We start from the raw sequence: 12,037 nt of genomic DNA on the forward strand, positions 1-12,037 counted from the left end.
CTTGATTTGGTCTGTTCGGTAGTGCCAGCATGCCGGGATCTGGCGTGAGCCAGGGCACACCGGGACGTGCTGCGAGGCACGGGAGAGAGAGTCCGCATGTCTGCAGAAGAGACGCGTACGTCGTCCGAGGCCGAGTCGGGGGTCCAGCGCCTGAAGCCGAACGCCGTGGGCCTGTTCGGGGTCATGTTCATGGCGGTGGCCACCGCTGCGCCGATCACGGCGATGGTCGGCAACGTCCCGATCGCGATCGGCTTCGGCAGCGGCGCGAACGCGCCGGCCGGCTACCTGGTCGCCACGATCGTGCTGGGCCTCTTCGCGCTCGGCTACTCCGCGATGGCCAAGCACATCGTCTCGACCGGCGCCTTCTACGGCTTCATCTCGCACGGCCTCGGCCGCGTGGTGGGCATGGGTGCCGGCGCACTGACCACGCTGGCCTACGTCGTCTTCGAGGCCTCGCTGGTCGGCATCTTCTCGTTCTTCGCCGCGAGCTTCTTCTCCGCGCACTCCTCGCTCGACATCTCGTGGGTCTGCTACGCGCTGCTGATGCTGGGCGTCAACGCGGTGCTGACCTACTACGACATCAACCTCACGGCGGTCGTCCTGGGCGCCTTCCTCGTGACCGAGATCGTCATGCTCGCCGCGATGACGGTCTCGGTCGTCGTCTCCGGAGGTGGCCCCCAGGGCTGGTCCCTGGGCTCGCTCAACCCGATCAACGCGTTCTCCGGGCTCGACGGCTCCGTCGTCCACCCGGACACCGGCGCGACGCTCGCGGTCGCGGGGACCGCGGGCATCGGACTGTTCTTCGCGTTCTGGTCGTGGGTCGGCTTCGAGTCCACCGCCATGTACGGCGAGGAGTCGCGCAACCCGAAGAGGATCATCCCGCTGGCGACCATGCTCTCGGTGCTCGGCATCGGCATCTTCTACGTCATCGTGTCGTGGTCCGCGATCGTCGGCACCGGTCCGGACAATGCCGTCGCCCTCGCCCAGGACAGCGCGACCGCCGGTCAGATCTTCTTCGGTCCCGTCGAGCAGCACCTCGGCCACTGGGCGGTCATCGTCTTCGAGTTCCTGCTGATGAGCGGCTCGTTCGCCTGCGGCATGGCGTTCCACAACTGCGCCTCCCGCTACATCTACGCGATCGGCCGCGAGGACCTCGTCCCCGGGTTCGGGAGGACGCTCGGTGCCTCCCACCCGGTCCACGGCTCGCCGTACGTCGCCGGATTCGCGCAGACCACGCTCGCCACGGTGATCGTGGTGGGGTTCTACCTGACCGGCCGCGACCCCTACGGCCAGCTCTACGCGCTGATGGCCATCCTCGGGACCACGGCGATCCTCATCGTCCAGGCGCTGGCGGCCTTCTCCTGCATCGCCTACTTCCACGTCCAGGGCAAGCACCCCGAGACGGCGAACGTGTTCCGGACCTTCCTCGCCCCGCTCGTCGGCGGCATCGGCATGGTCTACGTCATCTGGCTGCTGATGGAGAACGCCGGCTTCGCGGCGGGTGCCGCCGCCAGCGACATCGTCTTCAAGCTCTCGCCCTGGATCGTCGGGGTCGTCGGGCTGTCGGGCCTCGGGTTCGCCCTGTGGGCCAAGAGGTTCGCCCCCGAGCGCTACGACACCATCGGCCGCGTCGTCCTCGAGGACACCCAGGAACGTGCGGACTGAGACGTTCGACCGGAGGCCACCGGGGGAGCGGCGGAGGGCGTACGCTTCAGGGATCGCCAGCTGGAGGTCCCGATGAGCAGTCGTCCTTCGCCGCTCGACCTGGTGGCCGACGTCGCCGCCATCTGCGTCGAGCCCACACCTGCGGCCGATCGGGCGTCCGCCGTCCTGCAGCGGATCGGTGAGGCCATCCCGCTCGAGGCGGCCGCACTGGCCACCTTCGACCCGGTCGAGGGGCGCCACTTCACCGTCGCCGAGATCGGCTACAGCGACCCGGTGCTCAGCTACCTCAACGACGGCTTCGTCAACGAGGACCCGGCCTTCCTCACCATGCGCTTCCGCAACCCGCGGCCGCTGCGCTGGTGCGACATCCCCAACTACCGCAACATGTTCAGCGCCCACGAGGTGTTCATCCCCGGCGGCTTCGCCGAGGGGTCGACGACGTGCCTGTTCACGCGCGACGGGCGCTACACCGGGGCGCTTCACCTGAGCTCCGACTCTCCGTTGCCGATCAGCGACTCGGCGATCGAGACGCTCATCGCGCTGCAGCGGGTGATCGCCCCGGTCATGGACGCCATGCGTCCGCCGGTGGGACACACCTGGACCGACCTGCTCGAGGAGGCCGCGGAGGCGGCGCTGCTCACGGCTGACCGCAGGCTCGTCACGCTCCCCGGGCTGCGTCGCGACAAGTGGCTGGCCGACGACTCCCCGCTGGTGGCCGAGCTGCTGGCCGGCGCCGAGGGGGCGGTGCACCGGTTCGCGTGGGTCTCGCCCACGGGCCGCTGCCACGAGGTACGCCGCACCCGGCTGGCCGCGGGCGTGCTGGTGACGCTGCGCGAGGCGGCGGCGCCGTACCGGCTCTCGCCGCGGGAGGTCCAGGTCCTGACGCTCGTCGCGGCCGGCCTCGGCAACCCCGACATCGGGCTCGCGCTGTCCCTCAGCCCGCGCACCGTGGCGACCCACGTGGAGCACATCCTCGCCAAGCTCGGCTGCGCCACCCGGGTCGCCGCGGCGAGCAAGGCGGTGGCGGAGGAGATCGTCCCGCTGCCGGGGCCGCCGGCCACCCCCCTGCTCGTGCGCACCTGAGGCTCCTGTCGTCGCGGCCCGGGATCAGGCGCCGAGCTCGACCGGCGTGCCGATCGTCCAGCCGCCGTCGACCAGCAGGTTGTCGCCGACCACGTGGTCCGCGAGCGGGCTCGCCAGGAACAGAACGGCGTTGGCGACGTCCTGCGGGCTCGCCCAGCGTCCGCGCGGCGTCTGCGCGGCGAGCGCGTCGTGCGTCGCCTGGTCGTAGAGCGCCGTCATGTGGGTGGTGACGAAGCCGGGTGCGACCGCGTTGACGTTGATGCCGTGCGCGGCGTAGTCGAGCGCGACCTGGCGGGTGAAGTTCACGATCGCGCCCTTGGTCGCGCAGTACGCCGCGAAGCCGGGGTTGCCGCGGAACCCGCTGATCGAGCTGATGTTGACGATCTTGCCGGGGCTCTTGCGCGCCAGCAGGCCGCGGACCATCTCGCGGGTGCAGTGGAAGGTGCCGTCGACGTTGACGAGGAACTGGGTCCGCCAGGTCTCGTCGTCGGTCTCGTGGACACTGCCCTCGCGCAGCACCCCGGCGTTGTTGACGAGGATGTCCAGACCGCCGAGGCGCTCGTCGAGCTCGGCGAAGACCGAGGCGACGTGGGCACTGGCCGTGACGTCGAGCTTCACGAACTCCGCGGAGCCGCCGGCCGCGACGATCACGGCGGCCGTGGCCTCGCCGCCCTCGCGGGCCTCCTCTGTCAGGTCGGCGACGACGACGTGGGCGCCGACCTTCGCGAGAGTGGTGGCGATGGCGCGGCCGATGCCGGACGAGCCTCCGGTGACGACGGCCTTCTTGCCGGTGAGGTCGATCATGATCGGGTCCTTTCGATGGAGGTGGGGGTCACTCGGCGCCGCACCAGTCGAGGGCGAGCGAGGCGTAGGTCCGGGCGGCGAGGTGCACCTCGTCGACGAGGCAGTACTCGTCGTCCGCGTGCGCGACCCTCAGGTCGCCGGGCCCGTAGCTGATCGCCGGGATCCCGGCGGCGGTGAGGAAGCTGCAGTCCTCCACCGCGCAGAACCCGGCGACCGGGGGCGGCCCCTGGTAGGCCGTCATCCCGGAGACCCGCTCGTGGGCCGAGGAGACCGCGGCGGTGATCGCGGTCGCCGCGTCGCCGGGGTCGTTGGCCGGCCAGTTGAGCTTCCAGTCCACGACCGGCGGGTGCTCGCGCAACCAGCCGTCGGTCTGCGCGATGGCGCGGATCTGCGCCTCGACCTCGGCCTTCACGGTCTCCGGGTCGTCCTGCGGCGGGTACCAGATGCAGTACTCGATCGTCATGTACTCCGAGAGGATGAACGGCACGAGCACGCCGTGCGGCCCGCCCTGGACGACGCCGGGGTGGATGGTGAAGTGGCCCGGCGCGAACAGCGGGTGGGTCTTGGTGAAGGCCCACTCCTCCTCCAGGCGCTGCATCGCCTGGAAGACGAGCATCCCCTTGTCGATCGCGTTGACCCCGACGGCGCTGCCACCGCCACCCGCGCGGATCGTCTGGCCTCGCATCGAGGAGTGCGTCGCCTTGCCCTGCACCGTGACCGAGAACCAGAGGAGCCCTGGGGTCACCGGGATGACGCCGAGGTTGGTCGGACCGCTCGGCTCGGCCACGACGGCCGCGTCGGCGCGGTAGCCGTGCTCGATCGTCGAGGTGACACCGCACTCGTGGTCCATCACCTCCTCGCCCACGACCGCCTGCACGATCAGGTCGCCGTCGAGGGCGACGCCGGCGCGCTGCAGGGCCTTGACCGCGAACGCCTGGGCCACCAGGCCTGCCTTCATGTCGCTGGCGCCACGGCCCCAGACCCGGTCGCCGTCCACCTTGCCGGAGAACGGGTCGCCGGACGTCCAGCGGTCCGGGTTGCCGGGCGGCACGACGTCGACGTGGCCGTTGAAGATGAGCGAGCGCCCACCGCCGGTGCCCTTCAGGGTGCCGACCGCGTTGTCGCGGCCCTTCTCCACCGCCCAGTACTCGACGTCGGCGCCGGCGTCCTCGTAGATCTCGCCGACGAGGCGGGACACGCGGCCCTCGAGGCCGACCACCTCGTCGTACACCTGGCCGGGATACTTCGGGTTCACGCTCGGGATCGAGATGACCTCCGAGAGCGTGGAGACGAGGTCGTCCTTGAGGGCGTCGACCGCCGCCAGCACGCGGTCGTGGGTCTCCTGGGATGTCATGGCACAGCTCCGTTCGGGAGGGGACGGGATTCAGCGAGTGGGGGAGAGGGACGGCTCGGGCCGGGACCTGCCGGCCTCGAAGAGCTCGTCGATCCGGCGGCGCTCCGACTCGGAGTGCGGCACCAGGTAGGCCACCACGACGTACACGACGAGGTTCACGCCGAGCGCGACGACGCCACTGGTGAGGCTGCCGAGCCCGGGCATGTCGTCCGGGTACTGCCAGGTGAGGACGGCGGCCACCACGAAGCCGGTGCACATCGAGGCGAGCGCCGCGACCTTCGTGCCGCGCTTCCAGAACATGCCGAGGAACATCGGCACCGAGAGCTGCACGATGCCCTGGTAGGACATCTGCGCCAGCAGCTGCAGGCGCGGGTAGTCGAAGGCGATGTAGGCGACGATCGCCGAGGCGAGCATGTAGACGACCATCGAGCCCTTGGCGACGACCTTGAGCTGGAAGTCGGTGCGGGGCGAGATGACGTGGACGATGTCGTTGGCGATCTGGGCGCCGCAGACCTGGACGCATCCGTCGATCCAGCCCATGCTCGCGGCCAGGACGATCACCAGGGCCATGCCGAGCAGCCACTGGCCGCCGCGGTCGTAGAGGAGGGTGAACCAGCCGTCCTGCGGCGCGGCGGCGATGTCGGTCATCGAGGCGGCGGCGAGGGCGACCAGGGTCAGCATCAGGTAGAAGCCGCCGGCCACGACCATCGTCTGCAGGGTGCCCTTCTTGACGCTGCGCACGCCCTTGGCGGTGTAGATGCGCTGGTAGCTGGTCGGCCAGCACAGCGATCCGATCACGCCGGTGACGATCAGGGAGAAGAGGTACCAGTGACCGTAGGTGCCACCGTCGCCCGGGACGTGGAGCAGTGCGTCCGGCAGGTCGGTGACGGCGCTGAAGCCGGCCGAGTCGGCGGGCCCGAACAGGATGCCGAGGCAGACCAGCGCGGCCAGGCCGTAGGCGACGATGCCCTGCACCAGGTCGGTGATGACCAGGCCTCGCATGCCCATCTGGACGGTCCAGATCTGGCGGACGGCGATCACCGCCACACCGACGACCAGGCAGGTGGTCACCGACCACTGGCCGAAGCTCGCGAACCGGAAGATCAGGCCCATCGCCTGCATGCCGAGGACGATCCACGGGAACAGGCACACGACGCCGATCGCGCTGGCGATCACCCGCACCGCCGGAGACTGGAAGCGCAGGCCGAGCATGTCGGGCTGGGTCTTCAGGTCGTAGCGCTTGCCCCACAGCCAGGCCCGCTCGGCCATCAGGTACATCGCCGTCACGCCGAGCAGCGAGTAGGCAAGGGCATAGAACCCGAGGACGCCGGCGCCGACGCTGAGGCCGAAGAAGGCGGTGTACGTCGCGCCCGGCCACCAGGAGTTGGTGTAGGACATCGCGATGTACCAGCTGCTGAACGAGCGTCCGCCCACGGCGTAGTCCGAGAAGGACTTGGCGTTGCGGTTGGTCGCGTAGAGCACGAAGACGATGAGGGCGAAGAACGCCGTCAGCAGGCCGAGCGTGACGGCCATCGAACCGGTCATGGTGGACATCAGGCCGCCGCCTCCTCGGGCTCCTCGCCCACCTCGCCACGGATGTTCTCGAGGATCCACAGCAGCCACACCGCGCCCGTGGCGAGGAGGGCGTCGAAGATCCAGTAGGCGACGCTGAACGGCACGCCGAGTATCGGGGTGTCGATGCCGCTGCCCGCCAGGTAGAGCGGGGGGAACACCGCGAGCAGGATGCTGCTGCCGAAGAGCAGCCAGAAGATCGTCATCTTGGTCCGTGACGACATCGCACGGATGGCGCTTGTCATGGGTCCTCCAGGGTTCGGTCTGACCGAGATGCCCCGAAACTATGTGCGCCAGATCACGCCCGGTATCGGGTCAGGTGCCCGATCTGGGCAGCCCGGAGGAGCGGAGCATCCGTCAGTTGACGGATGCCGCCGTGGGGGAGAACGGTTCTCGCCGGGGCGCCCGGTGGTCGGACCGAAAGCCGTCTGGAGGGTCCGCGACGCTCGGGCGCGGTGGGTGCTCGGCGTTGACGGCCGCGGCGGCGACGTTCATCATCAGCCGTGTCGAGGTGCTGACCCGTCCGAGCGCCCGCCGAGCCGCCTGGAGGTGCGATGGGAGTCCCTGCCCTCGCCCGGCTGACGGTGGACCACGGGCGATCCGTGCTCGCGGGCACGGGGGACGCCGACCAGGTGATCGAGGCCTGCACCGGTGCGCTGCGCCCGCACACGCTCACCGTCCACGAAGCCGGCAGCCCGCTGGCGACCCGGCTCACCCACGTCCCGCTGCAGGACGTCTCGGTCAACCTGCTGCGCTACGGCGCCCAGGTCACGGTGAGCTCGGGTGACGGGGTGCTCGACGACTACCTCCTCACGCTGCCGGTCGCCGGCGCCGGCCGGTTCCGGTACGGCGACGCGGTGGCCGTGGCGACCCCGGAGCGTGGTGTCATCATCGGTCCGCACCGCGAGTTCGAGTTCGCCTTCGACCAGGACTGGGACCAGGTGGTGGTCCGCCTGGACCGCACGCGGGTGGAGTCGGTCGCCGCTGCGCTCACCGGGGAGGTCGGTCCGGTCCACTTCGAGCTGGCCCTGGCCGACGGCATCGGCAGCCTGGACGGGCTGCTGGAGTCAGCGGTCAGCCTGGTCGACTCCACGGCGGTCGAGCACCGGCCCCAGCTGCTGTGGCAGTTCGAGCAGCTCCTCATCGAGACCCTGCTGCTCGCCCAGCCCAACAACCGCACCACCGCGCCCCGGCCCGAGGCGGGCAGGCCGGTCTCGCCGCGCGTGCGGCAGGCGATGGACTTCATGGTCGACCGGATCGGCGAGCCGGTCACCGTCACCGCCGTGGCCGAGGCCTGCGGGACGAGCGTGCGCAGCCTGCAGTCCGCGTTCCGCACCGAGCTGGCCACCACGCCGGTGCAGTGGCTGCGTGCCCAGCGGCTCGAGCGCGCCCACGCCCTGCTGGCCAGCGGTGCGCCCGGTCTCTCGGTGACCGACGTGGCCTACCGGTGCGGGTTCTTCCACCTCGGGGAGTTCGGCGCCGCGTTTCGGGCCCGGTACGGACTCACGCCCTCGGCGCTGCTCTCGTCCCGGCGCTGACCCGGCGCTGACCCGGCGCTGACCCGGTCCTGACGCGCGCGGTCGCGCGAATCCGAGTGCGCCCCGTCGCACTTCCGATATCGGGTGTGGTCGCGGTCACATGAGGGTGGGGGCATGCAGATCGCCCTCCTCCAGCTCGCCAGTCCGGACCACGAGTCCGTCCGGGACCGGCTCGCCCGCGTCGACCGCACCGTGCTCGCCGAGCGTGCCCTTCGTGACGTCGACCTGCTGGTCCTGCCGGAGATGTGGACCGCCGGCTACTTCTCCTTCGAGCAGTACGCCGAGCGTGCCGAGCCGTTCGAGGGCGCCACTCTCGCGGCCGCCCGCACCTGGGCCACCGCGGTGCAGGCCTTCGTCCACGTCGGCAGCTTCGTCGAGGTCGACGCCGCGGGCCGGCTGCACAACACGTCGGTGGTTCTCGCACCCGACGGTGCGCTCGTCGCCGAGTACCGCAAGGTCCACCTGTTCGGCTACGGCTCCCGGGAGTCCCAGCTCCTCACGCCCGGCGACAGCATCGGCGTCGGCCCGGTCGCGGGGGTGCCCACCGGTGTCACGACCTGCTACGACCTGCGCTTCCCCGAGCTCTACCGAAGCCTGGTCGACGAGGGCGTCGAGCAGGTCGTCGTCTGCGCCGCCTGGCCCGCGGCCCGCCTCGAGCACTGGCGCCTGTTCACCTCGGCGCGCGCCGTCGAGCAGCAGGTCAACCTGATCGCCTGCAACGCCGTCGGTGAGCAGCAGGGTGTGCTCCTCGGCGGCCACAGCCGGGTCGTCGCCCCCACCGGCGAGGTGATCGTCGAGGCGGGTGCCGACGAGGGCTTCACGTACGCCGACCTCGACCCCACCCTTCCGCGAGCCTTCCGCGCCGAGTTCCCCGCCCTGGCCGACCGCCGTTGGTCTGCCACCACCACCACCAAGGAGTACGCATGAGCACCACCGCGACGCGCCTGCGCCTGAGCACCGCCGACGGTGCCGAGGTCGAGGTCGCGCCGACCCACCTCGTCGTCGCCGGCTACACCGGCCGCGACCAGGAGGCGGTCCGCCACCACATCGACGAGCTCGCCGCGATCGGCGTACCGGAACCGGAGACGATCCCCGCGTTCTACCCGCTCGACGTGGACCGACTGACCACCGGTGACGAGGTCGAGGTCGGCGGCTCCGCCACCTCCGGCGAGGTCGAGCCGGTCCTGATCCGGGCCAACGGCACCTACTACCTGACCGTGGGCTCGGACCACACCGACCGCGAGATGGAGACCGTCGGCATCCAGCTCTCCAAGGCTGCCTGCCCCAAGCCGATCGCCACGACGGTCATCGAGCTCGGCGACCCGCCGGCCCTGGTCGACTGGGACGCGATCGTCGTCCGCAGCTGGGTCGACGACGAGCTCTACCAGGAGGGCACCCTCGCCTCGATGCTCCCGATCACCCAGGTCCTCGCCGAGTGGGACCAGATCGGCGGCACCGGCGACGTCGCGCTGGTCCTCTTCGGCGGCACGAAGCCGTTGCTCGACGGCACCTTCCGCTACGGCCGCGACTGGCGCATGCAGCTCGAGGTCCCCGGCCACGCCCCCATCGAGCTCGCCTACACCGTCTCTGTCACCACTCCCGGGAGGAGCAGCTGATGCGCACCAGCGCCGACTACCTGAAGTCCCTGTCCGACGGCCGTCAGGTCATCGTCGACGGCTCGCCCGTCGACGACGTGACGACCCATCCGGCCTTCGCGCCCATCGCGCGCACCGTGGGTGAGCTGTTCGACCTCGCGGCCGACCCCGCCAACGGCATGCAGGTCACCGACGAGGTGACCGGCAACCCCGTCAACCGCCTCTACGTCGCCCCGCGCACCGCCGAAGACCTCACCGCCTGGCGCGCCGCCGCGCAGGTCTGGGCCGACCACACCAACGGCTGGGTGGGGCGCTCGCCCGACCACGTCGGTGCCTTCGTGGCTGCCTTCGCATCGCACCCGGAGGCCTTCGCCACCGAGCGTGGCCTGGCCGAGAACGTGGTGGCCTTCCAGCGCCGCGTCGTCGAGAACGACCTCTACGTCTCCTACGCGATCATCCCGCCGCAGGTCTCCCGCGCGACGACCGCGCACGCTTGGGACGGCGACTTCGTCCAGGTCGGCGTCAAGGAGGAGCGCGAGGACGGGATCGTCGTCAGCGGCGCCCAGATGCTCGCCACCGGCGGCGCCGTCGCCGACGAGATCCTGGTCTCCTGCATCAAGCCGCTGACGCCCGAGGACACCGACTTCGCGATCTCCTTCACGGTGCCGGTCGCGACGGACGGACTCAGGCTCTACTGCCGCCGGCCCTACGCCACGGGCGCGACCAGCGACTTCGACTACCCGCTCACCACGCGGTACGACGAGACGGACGCCCTGCTCGTCTTCGACGACGTGTTCATCCCGTGGAAGGACGTCTTCGTCTACAAGGACGTGCCCGGGCTGCGCCAGCAGTTCTTCGACACGGGTGCCCACGTCCTGGGCAACTTCCAGGCCCAGATCCGCTTCGCGACCAAGCTCCGCTTCCTCGCCGGCATCGCCCGCAAGGTCGCCGCGGTCAACGGCGTCGACCGGTTCCCCGGCGTCGTCGAGAAGCTCGGCGAGCTGGCGAGCCTGGTCTCGGTCGTCGAGTCGGCCCTGCACGCGGCCCAGTTCACCGCCGCCGCCGACGAGCAGGGCCTCCACCGGCCGGGCGCGCAGTCGCTCTACGCCGCGATGGGCCTGCAGGCCGAGCTCCACCCGCGCGTCATCGGCATCCTGCGCGAGCTGGTGGGCGGGGGAGTGCTCCAGGTGCCCTCGTCGGTCGCCGAGCTCCAGAACCCGGACACCGCCCAGGACATGGAGCGCTACGTCTCCAGCCCCGGCATCTCGTCGGTGGAGCGGGTCAAGCTGTTCAAGCTGGCCTGGGACGCCATCGGCAGTGAGTTCGCCGGTCGTCACCAGAGCTACGAGCTCTTCTACTCCGGCGCCCCCTTCGTCGTGAAGGGCTATGCCTTCCGCAACTACGACTACGACCGGCCCGTCGCGGCCGTCGACGAGTTCCTGGCGTCGTACGGCGTCACGGAGCTCCCCGCCCTCCAGGAGGTCCCCGCATGAGCAAGCCCGAGATCGAGTTCACCCCCGTCACCGACGTCGAGTACACGCTGTGCCCCGGCGACGACCCGCTCATCAAGGAGCGGATCCTCGCGGCCGATCCCGTCGGCGGCGTGGCGACCCGGATCCTGCGCTACGAGCCCGGCGCCGACTTCACCCCGATGGGCGTGCAGAAGCACGACTTCTGGGAGGAGGTCTACATCATCGAGGGCTCCTTCCACGACGTCACGCTGGACAGGACCTTCGTGGCCGGCGAGTTCGCCTGCCGACCGCCGGGCATGCCGCACGGCCCGTGGCGCACCGACGAGGGCGTGACGACCTTCGAGGTCCGCTACCACGCCCGCGCCGAGGACTGAGGAGATGGTGACGATGACCGCGCCGCTCGTGGACCCGATGGCGATGCGCCAGGCCATGGGGCGCTTCGCGACCGGCGTCGCCGTGATCACCACCGAGCACGACGGCATCCCCCACGGGATGACCGTGAACTCGCTGACCTCGGTGTCCCTCGACCCGCCGCTGCTCCTGGTGTGCTTCAACCACGGAGCGCGCACGGCGGAGGCCGCCGTGGCGGCGGGGCGGTTCGTCGTCAACGTCCTCTCCCGGCGTCAGCAGGCGATCGCGCTGCGCTTCGCGGCCCGGGGCGAGGACCACTTCGCCGGCCTCGAGCTCGAGTACGCCGAGCACCGTGTCCCCGTGGTGCCCAAGGCTCTCGCGCACCTCGAGTGCGACGTGGAGCGGGTCGTCGAGGCCGGCGACCACACGATCGTGTTCGGCGCCGTCATCGGCCTGGACACCCGCGACGGGGAGCCGCTCGGCTTCTTCGGCGGCAAGTTCAGCGACGTACAGCAGCACGGGCACGAGCCCGAGCACTGGTTCTTCTAGCAGGAATGCCTCGGTGGCTGCGCCAACAGCCACCGAGGCGAGGTCACCGGACAC

At 70.6% G+C, this 12,037-nt stretch carries 12 protein-coding genes; 8 read left to right on the top strand and 4 right to left on the bottom strand.

Translation table 11 applies throughout. The features are described from left to right. The first annotated feature begins 96 nt into the window (after nucleotides 1-96). The gene (locus BJ958_RS21750; RefSeq protein ID WP_179728927.1) at nucleotides 97-1,665 is read left to right on the top strand and encodes an APC family permease; all 1,569 of its coding nucleotides are present in this window, start codon (nucleotides 97-99) and stop codon (nucleotides 1,663-1,665) included. 72 nt (nucleotides 1,666-1,737) lie between these two features. Then, a complete protein-coding gene (locus tag BJ958_RS21755) occupies nucleotides 1,738-2,748 on the top strand; it encodes a response regulator transcription factor (protein WP_179728928.1) in 1,011 nt (336 codons plus the stop codon). A 24-nt stretch (nucleotides 2,749-2,772) separates the two neighbouring features. Here the strand turns inward: BJ958_RS21755 and BJ958_RS21760 are convergent, their stop codons facing one another. The 4 genes from BJ958_RS21760 to BJ958_RS21775 are packed head-to-tail and all read right to left on the bottom strand — an operon-like array spanning nucleotide 2,773 to nucleotide 6,723. Next, nucleotides 2,773-3,552 carry an SDR family NAD(P)-dependent oxidoreductase gene (locus tag BJ958_RS21760; RefSeq protein WP_179728929.1) on the bottom strand — a complete coding sequence of 260 codons (780 nt, stop codon included), beginning with the start codon at nucleotides 3,550-3,552 and terminating at the stop codon, nucleotides 2,773-2,775. Nucleotides 3,553-3,580: 28 nt separating this feature from the next. Next, nucleotides 3,581-4,906: a M20 family metallopeptidase gene (locus BJ958_RS21765; RefSeq protein WP_179728930.1), complete on the bottom strand. Its 1,326-nt coding sequence runs from the start codon at nucleotides 4,904-4,906 to the stop codon at nucleotides 3,581-3,583. A 30-nt stretch (nucleotides 4,907-4,936) separates the two neighbouring features. After that, on the bottom strand, nucleotides 4,937-6,460 hold the full coding sequence (locus BJ958_RS21770; protein WP_218865933.1) for a sodium:solute symporter family protein: 1,524 nt from the start codon (nucleotides 6,458-6,460) through the stop codon (nucleotides 4,937-4,939). Then, complete coding sequence (locus BJ958_RS21775) at nucleotides 6,460-6,723, bottom strand: hypothetical protein (protein ID WP_179728931.1); 264 nt, start codon at nucleotides 6,721-6,723, stop codon at nucleotides 6,460-6,462. The genes BJ958_RS21770 and BJ958_RS21775 overlap by 1 nt, the downstream gene beginning before the upstream one ends. A gap of 309 nt (nucleotides 6,724-7,032) precedes the next feature. Here BJ958_RS21775 and BJ958_RS21780 point away from each other — a divergent pair, with 309 nt between their 5' ends. The 6 genes from BJ958_RS21780 (at nucleotide 7,033) to BJ958_RS21805 (ending at nucleotide 11,983) form a co-directional block, all read left to right on the top strand. Further along, nucleotides 7,033-8,016, top strand: a complete 984-nt coding sequence (locus BJ958_RS21780; RefSeq protein ID WP_179728932.1) for a helix-turn-helix transcriptional regulator — start codon at nucleotides 7,033-7,035, stop codon at nucleotides 8,014-8,016. 114 nt (nucleotides 8,017-8,130) lie between these two features. Further along, nucleotides 8,131-8,943: a carbon-nitrogen family hydrolase gene (locus tag BJ958_RS21785; RefSeq protein ID WP_179728933.1), complete on the top strand. Its 813-nt coding sequence runs from the start codon at nucleotides 8,131-8,133 to the stop codon at nucleotides 8,941-8,943. Further along, nucleotides 8,940-9,632 (top strand): DUF2848 family protein, encoded by a 693-nt coding sequence (locus tag BJ958_RS21790; RefSeq protein WP_179728934.1) that lies wholly within the window; start codon nucleotides 8,940-8,942, stop codon nucleotides 9,630-9,632. Before BJ958_RS21785 ends, BJ958_RS21790 begins: the two co-directional genes overlap by 4 nt. Next, nucleotides 9,632-11,104 carry a 4-hydroxyphenylacetate 3-hydroxylase family protein gene (locus tag BJ958_RS21795; RefSeq protein ID WP_179728935.1) on the top strand — a complete coding sequence of 491 codons (1,473 nt, stop codon included), beginning with the start codon at nucleotides 9,632-9,634 and terminating at the stop codon, nucleotides 11,102-11,104. Before BJ958_RS21790 ends, BJ958_RS21795 begins: the two co-directional genes overlap by 1 nt. Continuing rightward, nucleotides 11,101-11,457, top strand: a complete 357-nt coding sequence (locus BJ958_RS21800; RefSeq protein WP_179728936.1) for a cupin domain-containing protein — start codon at nucleotides 11,101-11,103, stop codon at nucleotides 11,455-11,457. Before BJ958_RS21795 ends, BJ958_RS21800 begins: the two co-directional genes overlap by 4 nt. Nucleotides 11,458-11,470: 13 nt before the next feature. Next, complete coding sequence (locus tag BJ958_RS21805) at nucleotides 11,471-11,983, top strand: flavin reductase family protein (protein WP_218865934.1); 513 nt, start codon at nucleotides 11,471-11,473, stop codon at nucleotides 11,981-11,983. The last annotated feature ends 54 nt before the right edge of the window (nucleotides 11,984-12,037 follow it).

It is taken from the genome of Nocardioides kongjuensis (genome assembly GCF_013409625.1).
Classification (GTDB): Bacteria; Actinomycetota; Actinomycetes; order Propionibacteriales; family Nocardioidaceae; genus Nocardioides; species Nocardioides kongjuensis.

Coding starts and splice junctions, on each gene's coding strand:
- BJ958_RS21750 (WP_179728927.1), top strand. CDS start 97: ATGTCTGCAGAAGAGACGCGTACGTCGTCCGAGGCCGAGTCGGGGGTC.
- BJ958_RS21755 (WP_179728928.1), top strand. CDS start 1,738: ATGAGCAGTCGTCCTTCGCCGCTCGACCTGGTGGCCGACGTCGCCGCC.
- BJ958_RS21760 (WP_179728929.1), bottom strand. CDS start 3,552: ATGATCGACCTCACCGGCAAGAAGGCCGTCGTCACCGGAGGCTCGTCC.
- BJ958_RS21765 (WP_179728930.1), bottom strand. CDS start 4,906: ATGACATCCCAGGAGACCCACGACCGCGTGCTGGCGGCGGTCGACGCC.
- BJ958_RS21770 (WP_218865933.1), bottom strand. CDS start 6,460: ATGTCCACCATGACCGGTTCGATGGCCGTCACGCTCGGCCTGCTGACG.
- BJ958_RS21775 (WP_179728931.1), bottom strand. CDS start 6,723: ATGACAAGCGCCATCCGTGCGATGTCGTCACGGACCAAGATGACGATC.
- BJ958_RS21780 (WP_179728932.1), top strand. CDS start 7,033: ATGGGAGTCCCTGCCCTCGCCCGGCTGACGGTGGACCACGGGCGATCC.
- BJ958_RS21785 (WP_179728933.1), top strand. CDS start 8,131: ATGCAGATCGCCCTCCTCCAGCTCGCCAGTCCGGACCACGAGTCCGTC.
- BJ958_RS21790 (WP_179728934.1), top strand. CDS start 8,940: ATGAGCACCACCGCGACGCGCCTGCGCCTGAGCACCGCCGACGGTGCC.
- BJ958_RS21795 (WP_179728935.1), top strand. CDS start 9,632: ATGCGCACCAGCGCCGACTACCTGAAGTCCCTGTCCGACGGCCGTCAG.
- BJ958_RS21800 (WP_179728936.1), top strand. CDS start 11,101: ATGAGCAAGCCCGAGATCGAGTTCACCCCCGTCACCGACGTCGAGTAC.
- BJ958_RS21805 (WP_218865934.1), top strand. CDS start 11,471: ATGACCGCGCCGCTCGTGGACCCGATGGCGATGCGCCAGGCCATGGGG.